Raw genomic sequence first — 23,737 nt, 5'->3', positions numbered from 1 at the left:
ATGAGTAAAATTCGAGTGCATGAATATGCAAAAAAACATAATATCTCAAGTAAAGATCTTATGACAAAACTAAAAGAAATGAATATCGAGGTTTCGAATCATATGACAATGTTAGACGATGAAGTAGTAAATAAATTAGATAATGAATATCAAACTGAAAAACCTTCTGTTGCAGATGAGTTTGAAGTAGAAGAAAAAGTTGTTCGCAGTAAAAAGAACAGCAATAAGAAAAAGAAAAAAGGCAAAGGAAACGAAGACAAACGTCAAGAGAACTTTGCTGGTAGACAACAAACTCAAATTGTAGAAACACCAGATAAAATTACTTTCTCTGGAAGCCTTACAGTAGGAGATCTTGCTAAAAAATTAAGCAAAGAGCCATCTGAAATTATTAAGAAGCTCTTCATGCTTGGAATTATGGCAACAATTAACCAAGACTTGGATAAAGATACAATTGAGTTAATTGCTAACGACTACGGTATTGAAGTAGAAGAAGAAGTAATTGTGAGCGAGACTGAGTTTGAAACATTCATTGATGAGCAAGATGATGAAGAGAACTTAAAAGAACGTCCAGCTGTAGTTACAATCATGGGACACGTTGACCACGGTAAAACAACATTACTGGATTCTATTCGTAACTCAAAAGTAACTGCAGGCGAAGCGGGTGGAATTACTCAGCATATCGGTGCATATCAAGTTGAAGTAAACGATAAGAAGATTACATTCTTAGATACACCTGGTCACGCAGCATTTACAACGATGCGTGCTCGTGGTGCACAAGTAACGGATATTACAATCCTTGTTGTTGCAGCGGATGACGGTGTTATGCCACAAACGGTTGAAGCAATTAACCATGCGAAGGCAGCAGGAGTACCAATTATTGTTGCTGTGAATAAAATGGATAAACCAGCTGCAAACCCTGATCGCGTAATGCAAGAACTAACAGAATATGAATTAGTTCCAGAAGCTTGGGGCGGAGATACTATTTTCGTACCAATTTCTGCAATTCAAGGCGAAGGCATTGACAACTTACTAGAAATGATCCTTCTTGTAAGTGAAGTAGAAGAATACAAAGCAAATCCAAACCGCTATGCAACTGGTACAGTAATCGAAGCACAGCTTGATAAAGGTAAAGGAACTATCGCGACATTACTTGTTCAAAACGGTACGCTTCGAGTTGGAGATCCAATCGTTGTTGGAACTTCATTCGGACGTGTTCGTGCAATGGTAAGTGATATTGGTCGTCGTGTAAAAGTTGCTGGTCCATCAACTCCTGTTGAAATTACTGGTTTAAACGAAGTACCACAGGCTGGAGATCGTTTCATGGCATTCGCTGATGAGAAGAAAGCTCGTCAAATTGGTGAATCACGTGCACAAGAAGCGTTAGTTGCACAACGTGGTGAGAAATCTAAATTAAGCCTTGAAGATTTATTCCAACAAATCCAAGAGGGCGATGTAAAAGAAATTAACTTAATCGTAAAAGCAGACGTACAAGGTTCTGTTGAAGCGATGGCAGCATCACTTCGTAAAATTGATGTTGAAGGCGTAAAAGTTAAAATCATTCACACTGGTGTAGGTGCGATTACAGAATCTGATATCATTTTAGCTTCTGCATCTAATGCAATTGTAATTGGATTTAACGTACGTCCAGATGTGAACGCGAAGCGTACAGCTGAATTAGAGAACGTTGATATTCGTTTACACCGTATTATTTATAAAGTAATCGAAGAGATTGAAGCAGCGATGCAAGGTATGCTTGATCCAGAATTCGAAGAAAAAGTAATCGGTCAAGCAGAAGTTCGTCAAACGTTTAAAGTAACAAAAGTTGGAACAATCGCAGGTTGTTATGTAACAGACGGTAAAATTACGCGTGATAGTGGCGTACGTATTATCCGTGACGGCGTAGTAATTTTCGAAGGACAACTTGATACGTTAAAACGTTTCAAAGACGACGTAAAAGAAGTTGCACAAAACTATGAGTGTGGTATTACAATTGAGAGATATAATGATCTTAAAGAAGGGGACATCATTGAAGCGTACATTATGGAAGAAGTGAAGCGATGATTATCGCTTCACTCTCATTCGAGTGTATGATTTACGATGTGCATTCTTTAAAAGAGAAACGTGCAATTTTACAACGTGTGTTAACTCGTGTGAAACAGCGCTATAATGTAGCTGTTTCTGAAGTTGGGCACCAAGATGTATGGCAACGTACAGAAATTGCAATTGTTTCCGTATCCTCAAATCGTGTTATCTGTGAAAAAGAAATGAATCGTGTACTTGAGTACATCGATTCATTTCCTGAAATTGAACGTACAATAACACATTTGGAATGGTATTGAATGAGGTGAAGAGTTATGAAATTACGTGCGAACCGTGTGGGCGAGCAAATGAAAAAAGAATTAGGCGATATTATCAGTCGTAAAATTAAAGACCCACGTATTGGATTTGTTACAGTAACAGATGTACAAGTGAGTGGTGATTTACAAATTGCTAAAGTATATATTTCTGTTTTAGGTGACGAAGAACAGAAAGAAAATACTTTAAAAGGTTTAGCGAAGGCAAAAGGCTTTATTCGTTCAGAAATTGGCCAACGTATTCGTCTTCGTAAAACACCGGAAATTACCTTTGAGTTTGATGAGTCTATCGGATATGGTCATCGAATTGATACACTTTTACATGAAATTAATAAAGACGGTAAACGTGAAGAATAATGGATAGACATTTGTCTATCCATTTTTTCAATGCAAAATAAGTTTTGGATATTTAATACGAAAGAATTATGATGAGGTGAACATATATGGAAGGTGTAGTATTATTACATAAGCCAAAAGGCATGACATCACATGATTGAGTATTTAAATTAAGAAAGATATTGCGAGAAAAGAGAATTGGTCATACGGGAACATTAGATCCAGATGTAACAGGAGTATTACCAATTTGCGTTGGAAGAGCAACGAAAATTGCACAATTTTTAACAAGTGAAACGAAAACATATGAAGGTGAAGTAACATTAGGGTTTTCAACGACAACTGAAGACGCTTCTGGTGAGGTTGTTGAAACGAAAAATGTAGATCGTACTATTACTCGTATGGAAGTAGAGAAAGTCCTTGCGGAATTAACAGGCACGATTGAACAAATGCCACCAATGTTCTCGGCTGTAAAAGTAAACGGGAAAAAATTATATGAATATGCAAGAGCAGGACAAGAGGTGGAACGTCCAGTTCGTACAATTACAATTCATGAATTCGTATTACTTGATGATCGTGAAGTTTTTGAAGGAGAAAATATTTCATTCCGTTTCCGTGTAACGTGTAGTAAAGGAACATATGTAAGAACGTTAGCTGTAATGATCGGGGAGAAACTTGGTTTCCCATCACATATGTCTCACCTTGTAAGAACGGCATCTGGTGAATTTTTATTAGAAGATTGCATATCATTTGAAGAAATTGAAGAAAACGTGCAAAATGGAACAGTAGAGTCTATCTTCATTTCAATTGATGAAGCATTAAGTAAGTTTCCAAAAATGGTTGTAGATGAAAAGCAAGCAGAGAAAATAAAGAATGGTATGTTCTTAAAGAATGAATTAGAAATAACAGCACCATTTATTACAGTGTTTGATAAAAATGATCGTTGCTTAGCAATTTATGAACATCATCCGAAACATCCTGGCATGTTAAAGCCGATGAAAGTACTTGTGAATAATCAAGAACTAAAGCTATAATGAATTATTGGAAGGATTATTACAGAAAAAGGTGAATTCAAGCGTGAAACTTATTCATTTAACTCATCCACATGAACAAAATAAATTAGAATTACCACCTACTGTAATGGCATTAGGATTTTTTGATGGCATTCATTTAGGACATCAATGTGTAATTCGAACTGCGAAAAAAATAGCGGACGAACGAGGATATAAAAGTGCAGTTATGACATTTCATCCTCATCCATCTGTTGTTTTAGGGAAAAAGGATGCGCATGTGGAGTATATTACACCAATGCGTGATAAAGAAAAAATAGTCGAAAGCTTAGGAATCGATATATTATATGTGATTAAATTTGATGAATCATTTGCAGGGTTATTACCGCAACAATTTGTAGATGATTATATTATTGGTTTAAATGTAAAGCATGTAGTAGCAGGGTTTGATTATTCATATGGACGTTTAGGAAAAGGAAAGATGGAGACTTTACCATTTCATGCAAGAGGGGAGTTTACACAGACTGTGATTGAAAAAGTTGAATTTCAAGAAGAGAAAGTAAGTTCTACAGCATTACGAAAGTTAATTCGAAATGGCGAAATGGAGCAAATTCCATCTATTTTAGGTAGAGCCTATACTGTAGCGGGAACAGTTATACACGGCGACAAACGTGGGCGTCAAATTGGTTTCCCGACAGCTAATGTAGGTTTAAGTGATGAGTATTTATTGCCACCTGTAGGTGTTTATGCAGTGAGATTAAAAGTTCACGATGAATGGTACGATGGTGTATGTAATATTGGATATAAACCGACTTTTAAAGAAGATGAGCGTCAATTATCAATTGAAGTGCACTTATTTGAATTTAACAAAGATATATACGATCAAAATGTTACAGTAGAGTGGCATATGCGTATAAGAGCAGAAAAGAAATTCAACGGTATTGATGAGTTAGTTGAACAAATCGCAAAAGATAAGAAAACAGCACAAGAATATTTTATGAGCGAAAAGAATATACTTGCTTTTTCAAATGAAAAGTAGTATTCTATGTTATGTACTTTATGACAACCATTGCTTGGCATTGCGACTCACCGACGCTTGCTAGGTAATTGGGGGTTTAATTAATAGGAGGTGAAATAGGATGGCTTTAACACAAGAACGTAAAAATGAAATCATTGCACAATTTAGAACTCATGAGACTGATACTGGTTCTCCAGAGGTTCAAATTGCTGTCCTAACGGAGCAAATTAACACTCTAAACGAGCACTTACGTACTCACAAGAAAGATCATCATTCACGTCGTGGTCTATTAAAGATGGTTGGTAAACGTCGTAACTTACTAACTTACCTTCGTAATAGCGATATCACACGTTACCGTGAATTAATCACAAAGCTTGGCTTACGTCGATAGTCAAAGAAGCGGGAATATTCCCGCTTTTTTGTTAGGTAAAAATATATCTTCTACGCTTTATAGCTTACTTAATTTTAGGCAATACTAGAGGTAGAATATTGTGATATACTATCCATTTACATAGAAGAATTGAATACTTTAAATTGAGAGGGGTACTTAAATGAGTCAAGAAAAGCAAGTCTTCTCGATAGATTTAGCTGGTCGCCAGCTAACAGTTGAAACTGGTCAGCTTGCAAAACAAGCGAACGGAGCAGTATTAGTAAGATATGGCGATACAGCGGTTCTATCTACAGCAACTGCATCAAAAGAAGCAAAAAATGTAGATTTCTTCCCACTTACAGTAAACTATGAAGAGCGTTTATATGCAGTCGGAAAAATTCCTGGCGGCTTTATTAAGCGTGAAGGTCGTCCAAGTGAAAAAGCAATTTTGGCAAGTCGTTTAATCGACCGTCCAATTCGTCCGCTATTCGCAGATGGCTTCCGTAACGAAGTACAAGTTGTCAGCATTGTAATGAGTGTTGATCAAGATTGTTCTTCTGAAATGGCAGCTATGCTTGGTTCTTCATTAGCGTTATCGATTTCAGATATTCCATTTGAAGGTCCAATCGCTGGTGCGACAGTTGGCCGTATTAATGGCGAATTCGTTATTAACCCAACAGTAGAACAGCAAGAACAAAGTGATATTCACTTAGTTGTAGCTGGTACGAAAGATGCGATTAACATGGTTGAAGCAGGAGCAGATCAAGTACCTGAAGAAACAATGTTAGAAGCAATTATGTTTGGTCATGACGAAATTAAACGTCTAATTGCATTCCAAGAAGAGATTGTACAAGCTGTAGGTAAAGAGAAATCAGAAGTGAAACTTTATGAAGTTGACGCTGATCTTAACCAAGCTGTACGTGAAATGGCTGAAGAAGATATGCATTCAGCAATTCAAGTACATGAGAAACATGCACGTGAAGATGCAATTAACGAAGTGAAAAAGCGTGTTATTGAGCATTACGAAGCGCAGGAAGCTGACGCTGATACATTAGGACAAGTAAATGAGATTTTATATAAAATTGTAAAAGAAGAAGTACGTCGTCTTATTACAGTTGAAAAAATCCGTCCAGATGGCCGTAAAGGTGACGAAATCCGTCCATTAGCATCAGAGGTTGGTATTTTATCTCGTACACACGGTTCTGGTTTGTTCACTCGTGGACAAACACAAGCATTAAGTATTTGTACATTAGGTGCATTAGGCGATGTGCAAATTTTAGATGGTCTTGGTGTAGAAGAATCAAAACGCTTTATGCACCATTACAATTTCCCATCATTTAGTGTTGGTGAAACAAGACCAATGCGTGGACCAGGTCGTCGTGAAATCGGTCACGGTGCAATAGGAGAACGCGCACTTGAGCCTGTAATTCCATCTGAAAAAGATTTCCCATACACAGTACGTCTTGTATCTGAAGTTTTAGAATCAAATGGTTCTACTTCACAAGCAAGTATTTGTGGTAGTACTTTAGCAATGATGGATGCTGGTGTTCCACTTAAAGCTCCAGTTGCAGGTATTGCAATGGGTCTAGTTAAAACTGGTGAGCATTACACAATTTTATCTGATATTCAAGGTATGGAAGATCATTTAGGTGATATGGACTTTAAAGTAGCAGGTACAGCACAAGGTGTAACTGCACTACAAATGGACATTAAAATCGATGGTCTATCTCGTGAAATTTTAGAAGAGGCATTACAACAAGCGAAAGTTGGTCGTGTGCACATTCTAAATCATATGTTATCTGTTATTCCAGAGCCACGCACTGAATTATCAGCGTACGCTCCAAAGATTATTACAATGACAATTAATCCAGATAAAATCCGTGACGTTATCGGACCGAGCGGTAAACAAATCAATAAAATTATTGAAGAAACTGGCGTTAAAATTGACATCGAGCAAGATGGCACAGTATTCATTTCTTCAATAAACCAAGAAATGAACGACAAAGCTAAGAAAATTATCGAAGATATCGTTCGCGAAGTACAAGTAGGTGAAATCTACGAAGCAAAAGTGAAACGTGTTGAGAAATTCGGTGCTTTCGTTGAATTATTCAGCGGTAAAGATGGATTAGTTCATATTTCTGAACTTGCACTTGAGCGTGTAGGTAAAGTAGAAGACGTTGTAAAAATCGGTGATGTAATTACAGTTAAAGTTATCGAGATTGACAAGCAAGGTCGCGTAAATCTATCTAGAAAAGTATTGCTAAAAGAAGAGCAAGAAAAAGAAGCTGTTAAAGAAGAAAACAAACAAGAGCAGCAATAAGTAAAAGCCAGTTTAACTGGCTTTTTTTGTTATGTAAAAATATGATTTATATATATTTTTATGTCAGCATAGGTATAGTTTTCATTATAACGCTCAAATTAACAAAGATAAGAAGAAAATGTTTTTATATAGTTAATTTGGGAGGGTTTATATGAAAGTTCGTATATTGGCATACATATGTATATTTTCTTTATATGTCAGTTTAGGCTCTTATTCTGTTTTTGCACAAGATAACTTGCATGAAGAAATTCAAAAGCATGCAAAAAAGTATGAGATTGCACCTCAAAATGCGATGATTGATAAAATATGGAAGGCAACACCTGGATATAATGGAAGACAAGTGGATATTGAAGCATCGTATAATAATATGAAGAAGCTAAAGGAATTTGATCAAAAATATCTTGAATTCAAAGAAGTCTCACCGAGTGTTCATTTAGAAGATTTATCACCCGCTCCAATTTATAGAGGCCATCCAAATAAAAAAATGGTAGGATTAACAATAAATGTGGCATGGGGAAATGAGTATTTGCCTCGCATATTAGAGATATTGAAAAAGCATGATGTGAAGGCCACTTTCTTTTTAGAAGGACGTTGGGTGAAAGAAAATTTACGATTTGCAAAAATGATTGTCGATGCAAATCAAGAAGTCGGAAATCATTCTTATACGCACCCTAATATGAAAACGCTATCGTCTGATGAAATACGAGAGCAGTTACAAAAAACAAATCGAATGATAGAAGTAGTAACGAATCAAAAAGTAAGATGGTTTGCCCCGCCGAGTGGAAGTTTTCGGGATGAAGTCGTGAAAATCGCTGATGATTTCCAAATGGGAACGATTATGTGGACTGTCGATACAATCGATTGGAAGCGACCTGAGCCAGATGTACTATTGCAGAGAGTAATGAGAAAAATACACCCAGGTGCTATCGTATTAATGCATCCTACTTCGTCAACGGCAGAAGCATTAGATACAATGATTAAAAAATTGAAGGAACAAGGATATAAAGTGGGGAATATAACAGAATTACTGGATGAAAAACGTGTGGATTAAATACATTTGCATGACATTGATCCTTAAACTTGTTATCATTAAATAATAGCACTTATTTAGAGAAACTGGCAGTAGGAGGAAAGTTTTTGATTAAAAAATATACTTGTAAAAATGGTGTAAGAATAGTTATGGAGAATATACCAACTGTAAGATCGGTTGCGATTGGTATTTGGATCCATGCGGGATCAAGAAATGAAAATGAAAAAAATAACGGGATTTCTCACTTTTTAGAGCATATGTTCTTTAAAGGGACAGAAACACGTAGTGCACGAGAGATTGCAGAATCATTTGATAGCATTGGTGGTCAAGTGAATGCATTTACTTCAAAAGAATATACATGTTACTATGCAAAAGTATTAGATGAGCATGCTAAATATGCTTTAGATGTTTTAGCAGACATGTTCTTTAATTCAACATTTGATGAGGAAGAACTGAAAAAAGAGAAGAATGTCGTATGTGAAGAAATTAAAATGTACGAAGATGCTCCAGATGAGATTGTGCATGATATGTTAACGAAAGCAACATATGAAACGCATCCACTTGGATATCCTATTTTAGGAACAGAAGAAACGCTTAATACGTTTACAGGTGATACGTTACGTCAATATATAAAAGATCATTACACACCTGAAAATGTAGTTGTATCAATCGCAGGAAATATTGATGAAGCATTTTTACAAACAGTGGAGCAATATTTCGGTAGTTATGAAGGAACAACAAACCGTGAACAAGTACATAGCCCAATTTTCCATTTCAATAAGGTAGCCCGTAAAAAAGAAACGGAACAAGCTCATTTATGTCTAGGATATAAAGGCTTACAAATGGGACACGAAGATATTTATAACTTAATTGTATTAAATAATGTTTTAGGCGGTAGCATGAGTAGCCGTTTATTCCAAGAAGTACGTGAGCAACGTGGATTAGCTTACTCAGTATTTTCTTACCACTCTTCTTATGAAGATACAGGCATGTTAACACTTTACGGTGGAACAGGTAGCCAACAATTAGATACATTGTATGAAACAATGCAAGAAACATTAGAGACATTGAAAAATACAGGTATTACAGAAAAAGAGCTTATGAATAGTAAAGAGCAATTAAAAGGAAACTTAATGTTAAGTTTAGAAAGTACAAATAGCCGTATGAGCCGTAACGGTAAAAATGAATTGCTTCTTCGTAAACATCGTTCACTTGATGAGATTATTGAAAGTGTAAACACTGTAACAAAAGAAAATGTGGACGGATTAATTCGCAATATGTTTACTGACGAGTTCTCTGCGGCACTTATTAGTCCAGACGGAAAACTTCCAAAAGGAATAAAACTATAATCAATTTTTACGATGTATAAAAAATAACCTTCTCTCTTTTTAAATGAGAGAAGGTTATTTTTTTTATACATATAGAATAGGTACTAATTATAGACAATGCAAATGAAAAATTCATTAGGGGAGTGGAGTGTGTATGCGATTAAGTGAATTAAGTGGTAAAGAGGTTGTAGATATAGAAAAAGCGGAAAAAATGGGAGTCTTAGGTTATATGGATTTAGAGATTAATGAGAAAGACGGGCAAATACAAACACTTATAATACCTGTAGGGAAGTGGGGAGGTTTTAAAAAGGAACCACAAGAAGTAAGGGTGGCATGGAGTCAAATAAAGAAAGTCGGACACGATATGCTTCTTTGTGATAGTATAGATCGTTCAAATTCGGAGTGAAGGATGGCCATTTTGGTCATCTTTTTTTGTATCTACATAGAAACCTGATAAATCATATGTGCATTTGGATTTTCAATCACCATAAACTCGTACATTACATATGATGTGGAGGAAAAAGAAAAAGTAGGCACTTTTCTTATAAATGACAGAAAAAGAAGGTGAATTAGGGAATGTTGACTGAGATGCATATTGCTGTCATAGGAGGAGATGCAAGGCAGCTAGAAGTAATTCGTAAGCTAGTTGAATTGGATGCGAAACTTTCTTTGATAGGTTTTGATCAGTTAGATCATGGTTTCACAGGGGCAGCAAAAGAAAGTATACAAAATTTAGATTTCACTTCTGTAGACGCAATTATTTTGCCGGTTGCCGGTACAAATGCCAAAGGAGAAGTAGATACTATTTTTTCAAATGAAAAAGTTTCAATAACGAAAGAACAAATTGAAAATACACCAGAACACTTTACTATATATTCAGGTATTGGTACACCTTACTTGGAAAATCTCGTATCTACTACGAACCGAAAACTTGTTAAATTATTTGATCGTGATGATGTAGCAATATACAATTCTATTCCAACGGTAGAAGGTACATTAATGATGGTAATTCAACATACCGACTATACAATTCATGGGTCCAATGTAATGGTTCTAGGATTTGGTAGAACAGGAATGAGTGTTGCGAGAGCATTTCAATCATTAGGAGCCCATGTCAAAGTTGGAGCAAGACGATCTGAACATATTGCACGTATTACAGAAATGATGTTTTCTCCTTTTCATATGCAAGACATAGAGAAAGAAGTAGGAAATATCGATATTGTAATTAATACGATTCCGCACCTCGTTGTAACAGCGAATGTTATTGCAAAAATGCCAGCTCATACGTTAGTGATTGATTTAGCTTCTAAACCAGGCGGTACCGACTTTAGATATGCAGAAAAAAGAGGAGTCAAAGCATTGCTAGCACCTGGATTACCAGGTATTGTTGCCCCAAAAACGGCTGGGCAAATCTTAGCAAATGTTCTTTCTCAGTTATTAGCAGCAGATGCAATCGCAAAGGAGGAGGAAAAGAAATGAGTTTGAAGGGGAAACGAATTGGTTTCGGATTTACAGGTTCACATTGTACGTATGAGGAAGTTATGCCGCACTTAGAAAAATTAATTGCTGAAGGAGCAGAAGTACGTCCTGTTGTTTCATACACTGTTCAATCAACAAATACTAGATTTGGAGAAGGAGCAGAGTGGATTAAGAAGATTGAAGAAATAACAGGTTTTAAAGCAATTAATTCAATTGTTGGAGCAGAGCCACTTGGACCTAAAATTCCATTAGACTGCATGGTAATCGCTCCTTTAACAGGAAATTCTATGAGTAAATTTGCAAATGCAATGACAGATTCTCCAGTACTAATGGCAGCAAAAGCGACGCTAAGAAATGGCAAGCCTGTCGTATTGGCGGTTTCGACGAATGATGCTTTAGGATTAAATGGGGTAAATCTCATGCGCCTAATGGCAACAAAAAACATCTACTTCGTCCCATTCGGTCAAGATGCGCCAGAGAAAAAACCGAACTCAATGGTAGCTCGTATGGAGTTACTGGAAGATACAGTATTAGAAGCGCTGCAAGGGAAGCAATTGCAACCGGTGGTCGTAGAAAAATTCAGATATATGAATTAAAAAACGAAAAAAAACGGACAATTTTTGATGAAACCATCATTCTTACTGTAGAATATGATAAAATTAACGTTATTAAGATTAGAAGGGGTATTGTATACTCCTTCTGATTCTAAGTTATAGAAGGATTGGTATCTAGAAAGGGGCATAGTGATGGAAAAGCAAAAAACTTTTCATGTCGCTGTAGTTGGAGCAACCGGCGCAGTTGGTGAACAAATGTTAAATACTTTAGAGAAACGAGAATTTCCAATCGGGAAATTAACGTTACTTTCATCTAAACGATCTGCAGGTAAGAAACTTGTATTTAAAGGCGAAGAATTTACAGTTCAAGAGGCAACTCCTGAAAGCTTTGAAGGAGTAGATATTGCACTATTTAGTGCTGGTGGATCTGTATCGAAACAATTAGCGCCAGAAGCAGCAAAACGCGGTGCGATTGTTGTTGATAATACAAGTGCATTCCGTATGACAGAAAACGTGCCACTTGTTGTACCTGAAGTAAATGAAAACGACTTAAAAGAACATAATGGTATTATTGCAAATCCAAACTGTTCTACAATTCAAATGGTAGTAGCTCTTGAGCCAGTTCGTCAGCAATATGGTTTAAAACGAGTAATCGTTTCCACATATCAAGCTGTATCAGGTGCTGGTGCGGCAGCTATTGAAGAACTGCATGAACAATCACAAGCAATCTTAAATGGCGAAGAAGTTAAGGCAAATGTTCTTCCTGTATCAGGTGATAAGAAGCATTTCCCAATTGCTTTTAATGCGATTCCACAGATTGATAAATTCCAAGATAATGGATTTACGTTTGAAGAAATGAAAATGATTAACGAAACGAAAAAAATTATGCATATGCCTGAATTAGAAGTAGCGGCAACATGTGTACGTTTACCAGTTGTATCAGGACACTCTGAGTCTGTTTACATCGAAGTAGAAAAAGAAGGCGTAACAGTAGCAGAATTAAAGAGCTTACTTGCAAATGCGGAAGGTATTGTTCTACAAGATAATCCAGAAGAGCAGTTATATCCAATGCCAGCTACTGCAGTAGGTAAAAACGAAGTATTCGTTGGAAGAATCCGTAAAGATTTAAATAACGATAAAGGATTCCATCTTTGGGTCGTATCTGATAACTTATTAAAAGGCGCTGCATGGAATTCTGTTCAAATTGCAGAGCGCTTAGTAAAATTACAATTAGTGTAAACGGCTAAGAGAAGGTGCAAAATATGAAAATAATTGTTCAAAAATTTGGTGGCACATCAGTACGTGATGACAATGGACGTAAGCATGCGCTTCATCATATAAAAAAATCATTAGCTGCTGGTTATAAAGTAGTTACTGTCGTATCTGCTATGGGCCGTAAAGGTGAACCATATGCAACGGATACGTTATTAAGTCTTGTAAATCAAGAGGAATCTACTATTTCTAAGCGTGAGCAAGATTTATTATTATCGTGTGGAGAGTTAATCTCTGCAATTGTTTTCTCTAATATGTTGAATGAGAACGGTATAAAAGCAGCAGCATTAAATGGTGCACAAGCTGGTTTTGTAACGAATGATGACTTTACGAATGCAAAGATTATTGAAATGAATTGCGATCGTATACATGAAGAGTTAGAAAATGTAGATGTAATCGTCGTTACAGGATTCCAGGGACAAACGAAAAAAGGTGATACGACAACACTTGGACGCGGAGGTAGTGATACTTCAGCTTCAGCATTAGGTGTTGCACTTCATGCTGAATACATCGATATATTCACTGATGTAGAAGGTGTTATGACTGCGGATCCTCGTATTGTAAAAGATGCACGTCATCTTCAAACTGTAACGTATAACGAAATTTGTAACATGGCTTATCAAGGTGCGAAAGTCGTTCATCCACGTGCAGTTGAAATTGCGATGCATGCAAAAGTGCCACTTCGTGTACGTTCTACGTATTCTGATAGTGAAGGTACGCTTATTTCAGCATATGACGGTGCTACAAGAGGTCGTGATGTAGAAGAACGTCCTGTTACAGGCATTGCCCACGTATCAAACGTAACGCAAATTAAAGTGCTTGCAAAAGAAACGGCATATGATTTGCAACAACATGTGTTTAAAGAGATGGCGAACGAAGGAATAAGTGTTGATTTAATTAATATTTCACCTACTGGCGTAGCATATACGGTGAGTGATAATGTATCAAGTCATGCAGTTAAATTATTACAGAACCTCGGATATGAGCCAATTGTGACAGAACATTGTGCGAAAGTATCTATCGTTGGGGCTGGAATGGCAGGATACCCAGGGGTTACTGCGAAAATCGTTACAGCTTTAGCGGAAAAAGGTATTCAAATCCTGCAATCGGCAGATAGTCATACAACAATTTGGGTTCTTGTAAAAGAAACTGATTTAGTGGAGGCTGTAAATGCATTACATAGTGCGTTTGAGCTTTCAAAAGAAAAGCAACTGGAACAATAAGGAGTGAGACCATGATAGATTTTGGGACAATTGCAACCGCGATGGTAACACCGTTTGATATAAACGGGAATATCGATTTTGCAAAGACAACGAAATTGGTAAATTATTTAATTGATAACGGTACAACAGCAATCGTGGTAGGAGGAACGACAGGAGAATCTCCTACATTAACTTCAGAAGAGAAAGTAGCGTTATATCGCCATGTCGTATCTGTTGTCGATAAAAGAGTGCCCGTAATCGCTGGAACAGGTAGCAATAATACGCATGCTTCTATTGACTTAACTAAAAAGGCAACAGAAGTTGGTGTGGATGCAGTAATGCTAGTAGCACCGTATTATAACAAACCGAGTCAAGAAGGAATGTATCAGCATTTTAAAGCAATTGCTGAAAGCACGCCGCTTCCGGTTATGCTATATAACGTTCCAGGACGATCTATTGTACAAATCTCCGTTGATACAGTTGTTCGTTTATCAGAAATAGAAAACATTGTTGCTATTAAAGATGCCGGCGGCGATGTGTTAACAATGACAGAAATCATTGAAAAAACAGCGGACGACTTTGCGGTATACAGCGGTGATGACGGTTTAACGTTACCAGCTATGGCAGTTGGAGCGAAAGGTATCGTTTCGGTAGCCTCTCATGTTATCGGAAACGAAATGCAAGAAATGATTACAGCATTTCAAGCAGGAGAATTTAAGAAGGCACAAAAATTACATCAATTACTTGTAAGAGTAACTGATTCATTATTTATGGCGCCAAGTCCAACTCCAGTAAAAACAGCGTTACAAATGGTTGGATTAGATGTAGGTTCTGTACGTTTACCACTTCTTCCATTAACAGAAGAAGAAAGAGTAACGTTACAATCTGTAATGCAATCTATCCCTCGTTAATAAAAAATGACCTAGTGTAGAACTAGGTCATTTTTTATTATATGCAAATCTTTTCCTCTTTTTCTTACTTATATGTGTTCTTATAAGAATATTAATCGCTTCTTCATTATGTGTATAAGAAAATAATCGTACCCCTTTAACTGAGTCAAAAAATGATAGATATTATGGCATAAACGTAATAAACTACGGTGTCTGTTTTTAGAGAAATCCCCTCAAATGTGACGTAATTCATAAAAAAACTCCATTTTGTAAGTGTTTTTGTTGGATTCTAGAAAAATAAATCTTGAAACTCCCTATTATGAAATGAATTTAGCGTATGTATGGCTAGTTCTTCAAAATAATATGGAGTATAAAATCGGAGTAAATATAAAGGAAATACGTTCGATACTTTTGTTGTCATTCCGTTCTTTTCCTCTTTCTTTCGCACGATTTAACTTGTGTTCTATTTCTTGTATCAGGTATAATATGGCTAAGTAGCTTAGTACGGGTATGCTTAGCAAAATTGGGAAAAATTATAATTTAATTAAATTTTCATATCATATCGAATAAGATATTTGATTTATATAATGAAAGAGAGGTGAAACCTGGTTTAAAAAATAAACAAGGACATGATATCGCATAACGGTAAGGACATTCGTCTTGGACGGTGAAAATATGGTGGTTGTAGAGTTTCCCCTGGTGTCTCTGCAATTTTAGTGAAATCAGTGTTTGCAAGATTTTTAAACCAGGCAACAACATGAAGAGAAAAGAGAATGAGTCTGTTAAAGTATTTGCTCTTGGTGGAGTAGGTGAAATCGGGAAAAACATGTACTGTGTTGAAATTGATTCTGAAATCTTTATCGTAGATGCAGGGTTAATGTTCCCGGGAGATGAAATGTTTGGAATTGATATCGTTATTCCTGATATTACATATTTAGTGGAAAATCAAGAGCGAGTAAAAGGTTTATTTATTACTCACGGTCATGAAGATCATATTGGTGGAATTGTGTATGTACTTCGTAAATTATCTATTCCAGTCTATGCAACGAAATTAACAGTAGGACTTATACAAGAAAAACTTGGTGAAGCGGGCATGTTAGGCCGTGTAGACCTAAAAACAATCGATTCAAATTTAACAGTAGAATTTAACACTACAACGGTGTCATTCTTCGGAACGACACATAGTATTCCGGATTCTGTTGGCGTTTGTTTCCATACATCAAAAGGTGCAGTCGTATATACGGGAGACTTTAAATTCGATCAAACTCCAATTGGAAATAGTGGAGCAGACCTTGGTAAAATGGCACAAATCGGAAATGAAGGCGTACTTTGCTTATTATCTGATAGTACAAACGCAGAGCGCCCAGGCTATACAGGTTCAGAAAAAGAAGTTGGTGTAGAAATCTCTAAAGTGTTCTACGGCGCAGAAGGTCGCATTATCGTTGCTTCATTTGCATCGAATGTACATCGTATTCAACAAGTATTTGATGCTGCTGCTGAAACAGGGCGAAAAGTAGCAGTAGTAGGACGTAGTATGGTGAAAGTAGTAGACATTGCAAGACGTCTTGGTTATTTAGATGTTCCAGAAGGTATGGTTATTTCATTACAAGAAGTAGACAACTTCCCAGAGAAAAAGGTAGCTATTTTAACGACAGGTAGTCAAGGTGAACCGATGGCTGCTCTATCTAGAATGGCAAAACAAGCGCATAAGCAAATTTCAATTCGTAAAGGTGATACTGTTATCATTGCTGCTTCGCCAATTCCGGGTAATGAAATATCTGTATCAAAAATTATTGATTTGTTATTTAGAGCTGGAGCTGAAGTTGTTTATTACGGCGAACGAAAAGTTCACGTGTCAGGTCACGGTAGCCAAGAAGAATTAAAATTAATGTTAAATTTAATGAAACCAAAGTACTTTGTACCCGTACATGGTGAGTTCCGTATGCAAAAAGCACATGCATATTTAGCTGAAGATGTAGGTATTACAAGAGAAAATATCTTTATCGTAGAAAAAGGCGATGTAATTGCTTTTGGTGACGATGAAGCAAACTTAGTCGGTAAAGTACAAGCTGGTAATGTTTTAATTGATGGATTAGGTGTAGGTGACGTTGGTAATATCGTTCTTCGAGATAGAAAGATGTTATCTCAAGATGGAATACTAGTAGTTGTTGTAACGCTTGGTAAAGATGAAAAGAAAATTATCTCTGGCCCAGAAATCATTTCACGTGGTTTCGTATATGTTCGTGAATCAGAAGCGTTAATTGAACGATCTACAGAGATTGTACGTATGATTGTTGAGCAGTCAATTAAAGAATATTCAATTGAATGGTCAATGTTAAAACAAAATATTCGTGAATTATTAGGACAGTTCTTGTACGAAGAGACAAAGAGAAAACCTATGATTTTACCGATTATTATGGAAGTATAAAAAGATCACCCTTATGGGTGATCTTTTTTCTTTTTAACCCTATCGAATGAAATTTATAACTTAAGAAATAATAGTTATATACGAGTGAAAGGGGATGCGAAATGACAGAACGTGATCGATATACAAATGAAGAAAAAGAAGCTGAGCCAAAAGAAGCTGGAAAAGAGGCTTCAATAGTTGAAAAAATTCAACAGCTTGGACAGACAAATGTACCACAGATGAATGAATCACGTATTCATTGTTTAACGATTATCGGACAAGTGGAAGGTCATGTTCAATTACCACCGCAAAATAAAACAACAAAATATGAGCATATCATTCCGCAAATTGTTGCGATTGAACAAAATCCGAAAATTGAAGGTTTGCTTTTAATATTAAATACAGTTGGAGGTGACGTTGAAGCTGGGCTAGCAATTTCTGAAATGGTAGCTTCACTTTCAAAACCAACAGTATCTCTAGTTTTAGGTGGGGGACATTCCATCGGTGTACCGATTGCTGTTTCTACTGACTATTCGTTTATTGCGGAAACTGCGACGATGACAATTCATCCAATTCGTTTAACAGGTCTTGTCATAGGTGTGCCACAAACATTTGAGTATTTGGATAAGATGCAAGAAAGAGTCATTCGTTTTGTGACGAAGCACTCGAAAGTAACAGAAGATCGTTTTAAAGAGCTTATGTTTGCGAAAGGAAATTTAACGCGAGATATTGGGACGAATGTAATTGGTGGGGATGCAGTAAAGTACGGTCTTATAGATGATGTCGGCGGTATTGGAAATGCGATTCGAAAATTAAACGAATTAATAGATGTTCGTGCGGAAGATAGTACAGAAGGGACAATGCTACAATGATTTTATATACAATTATGCCAGAGCAACTTGTGTATCCGGTCGATTATTCACAATGTGAAAGTCAAAAAGTTGTAAATATAAATGGTGTGGAATTAATGGTTTCTGAAGAGGAACATGGATGTTATTCTATTGTACGTGTGCTAAGTACGGACCCACTTCACTATTTAGAGTTTGAGCCCGGTCAGAAAATAACCTTTTAGCAAAAAGAAGGATTTTGTTTAGAAGCTATGGTATAATATAAAAAACAAGACGGTTGAGCAGCCATGAGTAGGCTGCTTTCTTCTGTTTATTTAGCATTTTACAAGAAGTGTAAAAATAGAAGATATAAAGACCAGAAAAATAGAGAAAACAGACATATAAATAGAGCGTTTTGAAGGGAGCTTTACTTATATGTAGAACACGAGGTGAAGAAATGGCAAAACAAAAGCAAAGAGGGACGAAGGCAAAGGCAAGACGTACGATAAAGCCAACTTTGTATTATGAAATCGTCGGTTTAACTCTTTTTGCACTTTCAATCATTACGATTTTACAGCTAGGCGTTGTAGGGAAATCGTTTGTGTTATTTTTTCGCTTCTTCTTTGGTGAGTGGTACATAATTGGTGTGTTAGGTGTAATAGCTTTATCGGTTTCCTTTGTTATAAAACGCGGATGGCCGAACCTTTTAAATAAACGATTAATTGGATTTTATTTAATTGTATTGGCGATATTAATGTTTAGTCATATTACATTATTTAACCTTCTTACAAAAGATGGAGCAGTGCAAAATACTTCTGTTATTGTGAGTACGAAAGATAACTTCTTTCTTGAAATGAAAAAGGGGCCAGATAGCGTTCATTTAGGTGGTGGTATGTTTGGTGCGCTTATGTTCGCAACATGTTACTTCTTATTTGACGAAGTAGGAGCTTATATCATTGGTATTATTCTAGTTATTCTCGGTATACTTTGTATAACAAATAAGCATATTGGAGAAGTGTTAGCTCCAGTTGGTAGAATTCTTAGAAGTCAGTTTCAAGTGATGCAAGGGGATTATAAAGATTGGAGAGCCAAAAGAACGGCTGAACAAACAGAAAAGAAAAAAACAACAAGAAGCACAAGAAGCAAACGTGCTGCAGAACAAGAAGAAATTATTGAGCCGATGGAAGAAATCTCAATTGATCCTCCGATTATTTCGAATTTCACTGAGAATTATCCTGTAAATGAAGAAGAGGATAAACGAATCGAAGTAGAGCAAGAAGAGTTGATCACTTCACCGTTTATTGAAGAGACTCCGCCAATTGAAGAACCAAAGAAAAAGCGTGGAGAAAAAATTGTTGAATCGTTAGAGAGTGAAGCGCAAGCACCTCCTATGCAATTTTCAAATGTAGAAAATAAAGATTACAAGCTTCCTTCACTTGATATATTAAAATTTCCAAAGAATAAGCAAGTTACAAATGAAAATGCGGAAATTTATGAGAATGCTCGTAAATTAGAACGTACATTCCAAAGTTTCGGAGTGAAAGCGAAAGTAACAAAAGTGCATAGAGGTCCTGCAGTTACAAAATATGAAGTGTATCCTGATATGGGGGTAAAGGTAAGCAAAATTGTCAGTTTAAGTGATGATTTAGCCCTTGCTTTAGCTGCAAAGGACATTCGTATTGAAGCGCCAATTCCCGGGAAATCAGCTGTAGGGATCGAAGTTCCAAACTCAGAAGTTTCGATGGTAACGCTGAGGGAAGTTCTTGACTCTAAGGCTAATAATCATCCGGAAGAGAAGTTGTTAATTGGTCTTGGCCGAGATATTACAGGTGAAGCTGTATTAGCCCGGCTAAATAAAATGCCTCATTTACTCGTAGCTGGTGCGACAGGTAGCGGGAAAAGTGTATGTATTAACGGTATTATTGTTAGTATTTTAATGCGTGCAAAACCACATGAAGTAAAATTAATGATGATTGACCCGAAAATGGTAGAGCTAAATGTATATAACGGTGTGCCTCATTTGTTAACGCCAGTTGTAACTGATCCGAAAAAAGCATCGCAAGCATTGAAAAAAGTTGTGAGTGAAATGGAACGTCGTTATGAATTGTTTGCTCATAGTGGTACACGTAACATTGAAGGATACAACGATTATATAAAAGAGCATAATAGTCAATCAGAAGCGAAACAACCCGAATTACCTTATATTGTAGTAATTGTGGACGAGTTAGCAGATTTAATGATGGTTGCTTCGTCTGATGTAGAGGATGCGATTATGCGTCTAGCGCAAATGGCTCGTGCTGCTGGTATTCATTTAATTATTGCAACGCAACGTCCGTCAGTTGACGTTATTACGGGTGTTATTAAAGCAAATATTCCATCACGTATTGCATTCGCTGTATCTTCTCAAACAGATTCTCGTACAATTCTTGACGGTGGTGGTGCAGAGAAGCTACTAGGTCGTGGAGACATGCTGTTTATACCAATTGGTGCATCGAAACCTGTACGTGTACAAGGCGCATTTTTATCAGATGATGAAGTTGAGAGAGTCGTAGAATATGTTATTGGACAGCAAAAAGCGCAATATCAAGAAGATATGATTCCGCAAGATGTTCTTGATACGAAGCAGGAAGTAGAAGATGAATTATATGATGAAGCGGTTCAACTTGTAGTGGAAATGCAAACAGCATCTGTTTCTATGTTACAACGTAGGTTTAGAGTAGGTTATACGCGAGCTGCTCGCTTAATTGATGCAATGGAAATGAATGGTGTAGTAGGTCCGTATGAAGGGAGTAAACCGAGAGAAGTACTCATTAATGATGTACAAGAAAAAAGTTCTTAAAAAAAGCTTAATTGTTTTTACAATTAGGCTTTTTTATATAGTGTTTTTGTTATATACTATACTCAGCGATAAAGAAAGGGCTTACATTTAGGGGTGCCCTTTAGAATACGAATACTTTGAGTATGTTTTATGTAAATGTTCGATATTTAATGCGGAAAAATGTTAGATTTTGTTGACACGTATGAGAGCAAGTGGTAAGATTACTTCGAAAAGAATCACTGCCTCATATAATCTTGGAGATAAGGTCCATAAGTTTCTACCTGGCAACCATGAATTGCTAGACTATGAGGGGAAAAGTGTGTAACAAAGGATGTAAAGGATCTTTGTGCCGAACTTTTTCTCGAAATGAGGAATGTTTATGGTGCAAAGTTTTTTTTATGCAATAAAGAGTGAAAATTTTATTTTAAAAAATTATTATTATTTATTCGACAATTACACTTATTTTGGTGTTTAGTCATTTGTACTATGTTGTAAGTTGAAAAAAGAGAAAAGAAGTCTTACATCAGAGGTCGAATAATTGAAATGCGGGGGAGTCTTATGTCAGTAAAATCTGATAGTCGTCACCTATATCTACGGGTGATTGATCACATCAAAGAAAAAATTAAAGATGGCGCTTATAAAGAACGACAAAAGTTACCATCAGAGTTTGATTTAGCGAAAGAACTTGGCGTAAGTAGAGCGACTTTAAGGGAAGCGTTGCGTATTTTAGAAGAAGAAAATGTTGTCATTCGTAGACATGGTGTAGGGACATTTGTAAATGCAAAGCCATTATTTTCTTCTGGAATAGAACAACTTTCTAGTATTACAGATATGATTTCTAGTGTGGGGAAAACACCAGGAACAATCTTTTTATCATCATCTACTACAACTTTAACAGAAGAGGAAAAAGAGAAGTTTAATAGTGAAGATGGTTTTAATGCAGTGATGATTGAACGCGTGCGTACAGCAGATGGGGAACCTGTTGTGTATTGTATCGATAAACTTGCAAAAGAAATATTGCCAGACTTATCGGGTTACAATGAGGAATCATTATTAACGGTGATACATAATAACACGCATAAGCGCATAACATATGCGGTTGCTCACATTGAGCCAATTGGCTATCACCCTAAAATCTCACCAATTTTAGAATGTGAGCCTGAAACAGCACTGCTTGTATTAAAACAAATGCACTATGATCAAAATGATGAGCCAATCTTATATTCTATCAATTACTTTAGAGCTGATAAATTTAGCTTCCACGTATTAAGAAAGCGTATGTAGGTAAATTCCTTTTTAGGGAGGTGACAGCAAGAAGTAAGGAACAGCAGCGTAAGAATAAATAAATATATATCATTTTTGGAGGGGTTTCTAGTATGAAGAAAAAAGCAGGCCTTTTATTATCATTAACTTTAGCAGCAAGTACAGTTTTAGGTGCATGTGGTAACTCGGATAAGGCGAGCAGTGACAAGAAAGACACGAAAGACAATAAAGACTTCAAGGTTGGTCTCGTAACGGATGTTGGGGGCGTTGATGATAAGTCATTTAACCAATCTTCTTGGGAAGGGTTACAAAAGTTTGGTAAAGATAATGGTTTAAAAGAAAAGACAAATTATCGTTACCTTCAGTCTGAAAAAGAAGCTGATTATATTCCGAATTTAAAAAAATTCTCAAAAGATAAATATGATTTAACATTCGGAATTGGTTATAAATTAGAAGGTGCAATTAAAGAAGTAGCAAAAGAATCTTCAAAACAACAATTTGCAATCGTAGATACTGTTGTAGATGCACCGAACGTAACGAGTATTACGTTTAAAGATCATGAAGGATCATTCCTTGTAGGTGCGGTAGCAGCTATGTCAACAAAATCGAATAAAGTAGGATTTGTTGGTGGAATGAAAAGTGATTTAATTAGTAAATTTGAAAATGGATTTAAAGCTGGTGCAAAGGCAGTAAATCCAAACATTGAAATCGTATCTGAATATGCAGAAGCATTCGATAAGCCTGAAAAAGGTACAGTTCTTGCTTCAGCAATGTATGGTCAAGGCGTAGACGTAATTTATCATGCTGCTGGTGGTACAGGTAACGGTGTGTTCACAGAAGCGAAAAACCGTAAGAAAAAAGGTGAAAATGTTTGGGTAATCGGTGTTGACCGTGACCAACATCAGGAAGGTATGCCTGAAAATGTAACATTAACTTCAATGATTAAACGTGTTGATGTAGCAGTAGAAAAAGTAGCTAAAGAAGCAAAAGATGGGAATTTAAAAGGCGGGAAAATTGAAGAGTTTGGCTTAAAAGATGACGGTATTGGTATTTCAAAAACAACTGATAACGTGAAAAAAGTTAACCCTGAAATTTTAACAAAAGTAGAAGAGCTTGAAAAGAAAATTACAGCCGGTGAAATTAAAGTGCCAGCTACAGATAAAGAGTATAAAGAATATGAAGCTTCTCTAAAAAAATAAATAGAGAAATAGCAAAGGTTAGTTCATAGAACTAACCTTTGTATGTATAAAACTTCCGAATTG

The 23,737-nt window shown here is 36.3% G+C and carries 20 protein-coding genes, 1 pseudogene and 1 riboswitch; all 21 genes and pseudogenes read left to right on the top strand.

Annotation, left to right across the window (positions count from 1 at the left end; genetic code table 11):
• The 21 genes and pseudogenes from infB (at position 1) to BC_RS18900 (ending at position 23,674) form a co-directional block, all read left to right on the top strand.
• On the top strand, positions 1 to 2,061 hold the full coding sequence (gene infB, locus BC_RS19000; RefSeq protein ID WP_000036343.1) for a translation initiation factor IF-2: 2,061 nt from the start codon (positions 1 to 3) through the stop codon (positions 2,059 to 2,061).
• Positions 2,058 to 2,339 carry a DUF503 domain-containing protein gene (locus tag BC_RS18995; protein WP_000582363.1) on the top strand — a complete coding sequence of 94 codons (282 nt, stop codon included), beginning with the start codon at positions 2,058 to 2,060 and terminating at the stop codon, positions 2,337 to 2,339. Before infB ends, BC_RS18995 begins: the two co-directional genes overlap by 4 nt.
• 15 nt (positions 2,340 to 2,354) lie before the next feature.
• Complete coding sequence (gene rbfA, locus BC_RS18990) at positions 2,355 to 2,711, top strand: 30S ribosome-binding factor RbfA (protein ID WP_000776437.1); 357 nt, start codon at positions 2,355 to 2,357, stop codon at positions 2,709 to 2,711.
• Between the two features lie 86 nt (positions 2,712 to 2,797).
• Positions 2,798 to 3,721, top strand: a pseudogene (gene truB / locus BC_RS18985) (tRNA pseudouridine(55) synthase TruB).
• A 43-nt stretch (positions 3,722 to 3,764) separates the two neighbouring features.
• Positions 3,765 to 4,736 carry a bifunctional riboflavin kinase/FAD synthetase gene (gene ribF, locus BC_RS18980; RefSeq protein WP_000766706.1) on the top strand — a complete coding sequence of 324 codons (972 nt, stop codon included), beginning with the start codon at positions 3,765 to 3,767 and terminating at the stop codon, positions 4,734 to 4,736.
• Positions 4,737 to 4,836: 100 nt separating this feature from the next.
• Positions 4,837 to 5,106: a 30S ribosomal protein S15 gene (gene rpsO, locus BC_RS18975; RefSeq protein ID WP_001229392.1), complete on the top strand. Its 270-nt coding sequence runs from the start codon at positions 4,837 to 4,839 to the stop codon at positions 5,104 to 5,106.
• Between the two features lie 160 nt (positions 5,107 to 5,266).
• A complete protein-coding gene (gene pnp / locus BC_RS18970) occupies positions 5,267 to 7,405 on the top strand; it encodes a polyribonucleotide nucleotidyltransferase (protein WP_000076736.1) in 2,139 nt (712 codons plus the stop codon).
• A gap of 151 nt (positions 7,406 to 7,556) precedes the next feature.
• Complete coding sequence (locus tag BC_RS18965; protein ID WP_000868217.1) at positions 7,557 to 8,456, top strand: polysaccharide deacetylase family protein; 900 nt, start codon at positions 7,557 to 7,559, stop codon at positions 8,454 to 8,456.
• A gap of 86 nt (positions 8,457 to 8,542) precedes the next feature.
• Positions 8,543 to 9,784: a M16 family metallopeptidase gene (locus BC_RS18960; protein ID WP_000593002.1), complete on the top strand. Its 1,242-nt coding sequence runs from the start codon at positions 8,543 to 8,545 to the stop codon at positions 9,782 to 9,784.
• Positions 9,785 to 9,917: 133 nt separating this feature from the next.
• A complete protein-coding gene (locus tag BC_RS18955) occupies positions 9,918 to 10,169 on the top strand; it encodes a YlmC/YmxH family sporulation protein (RefSeq protein WP_001239759.1) in 252 nt (83 codons plus the stop codon).
• Positions 10,170 to 10,339: 170 nt separating this feature from the next.
• Positions 10,340 to 11,242 (top strand): dipicolinic acid synthetase subunit A, encoded by a 903-nt coding sequence (dpaA, locus tag BC_RS18950; protein WP_000954735.1) that lies wholly within the window; start codon positions 10,340 to 10,342, stop codon positions 11,240 to 11,242.
• Complete coding sequence (dpaB, locus tag BC_RS18945; RefSeq protein WP_000053596.1) at positions 11,239 to 11,838, top strand: dipicolinate synthase subunit B; 600 nt, start codon at positions 11,239 to 11,241, stop codon at positions 11,836 to 11,838. Before dpaA ends, dpaB begins: the two co-directional genes overlap by 4 nt.
• A gap of 150 nt (positions 11,839 to 11,988) precedes the next feature.
• Positions 11,989 to 13,035, top strand: a complete 1,047-nt coding sequence (gene asd / locus BC_RS18940; protein WP_000414846.1) for an aspartate-semialdehyde dehydrogenase — start codon at positions 11,989 to 11,991, stop codon at positions 13,033 to 13,035.
• A 23-nt stretch (positions 13,036 to 13,058) separates the two neighbouring features.
• Positions 13,059 to 14,291, top strand: coding sequence for an aspartate kinase (gene dapG / locus BC_RS18935; protein WP_000692451.1), 1,233 nt, complete (start codon positions 13,059 to 13,061; stop codon positions 14,289 to 14,291).
• An 11-nt stretch (positions 14,292 to 14,302) separates the two neighbouring features.
• Complete coding sequence (dapA, locus tag BC_RS18930; protein ID WP_000564763.1) at positions 14,303 to 15,181, top strand: 4-hydroxy-tetrahydrodipicolinate synthase; 879 nt, start codon at positions 14,303 to 14,305, stop codon at positions 15,179 to 15,181.
• 736 nt (positions 15,182 to 15,917) lie between these two features.
• Complete coding sequence (locus BC_RS18925) at positions 15,918 to 17,588, top strand: ribonuclease J (protein WP_000823075.1); 1,671 nt, start codon at positions 15,918 to 15,920, stop codon at positions 17,586 to 17,588.
• A gap of 101 nt (positions 17,589 to 17,689) precedes the next feature.
• A complete protein-coding gene (gene tepA, locus BC_RS18920; protein WP_000139806.1) occupies positions 17,690 to 18,439 on the top strand; it encodes a translocation-enhancing protein TepA in 750 nt (249 codons plus the stop codon).
• Complete coding sequence (locus BC_RS18915) at positions 18,436 to 18,639, top strand: YlzJ-like family protein (RefSeq protein ID WP_000605036.1); 204 nt, start codon at positions 18,436 to 18,438, stop codon at positions 18,637 to 18,639. The genes tepA and BC_RS18915 overlap by 4 nt, the downstream gene beginning before the upstream one ends.
• A gap of 212 nt (positions 18,640 to 18,851) precedes the next feature.
• Positions 18,852 to 21,233, top strand: coding sequence for a DNA translocase FtsK (locus BC_RS18910; protein WP_001118781.1), 2,382 nt, complete (start codon positions 18,852 to 18,854; stop codon positions 21,231 to 21,233).
• A gap of 203 nt (positions 21,234 to 21,436) precedes the next feature.
• Positions 21,437 to 21,538, top strand: a riboswitch (purine riboswitch).
• A 232-nt stretch (positions 21,539 to 21,770) separates the two neighbouring features.
• Positions 21,771 to 22,496: a GntR family transcriptional regulator gene (locus BC_RS18905; protein WP_000114182.1), complete on the top strand. Its 726-nt coding sequence runs from the start codon at positions 21,771 to 21,773 to the stop codon at positions 22,494 to 22,496.
• Positions 22,497 to 22,588: 92 nt separating this feature from the next.
• Positions 22,589 to 23,674, top strand: coding sequence for a BMP family lipoprotein (locus tag BC_RS18900; protein WP_000725771.1), 1,086 nt, complete (start codon positions 22,589 to 22,591; stop codon positions 23,672 to 23,674).
• The last annotated feature ends 63 nt before the right edge of the window (positions 23,675 to 23,737 follow it).

The sequence above is a fragment of the Bacillus cereus ATCC 14579 genome, assembly GCF_000007825.1.
Taxonomy (GTDB): Bacteria; Bacillota; Bacilli; order Bacillales; family Bacillaceae_G; genus Bacillus_A; species Bacillus_A cereus.
Note: the sequence above shows the minus strand (reverse complement) of the source record. Positions and strands in the feature narration are given on the sequence as shown.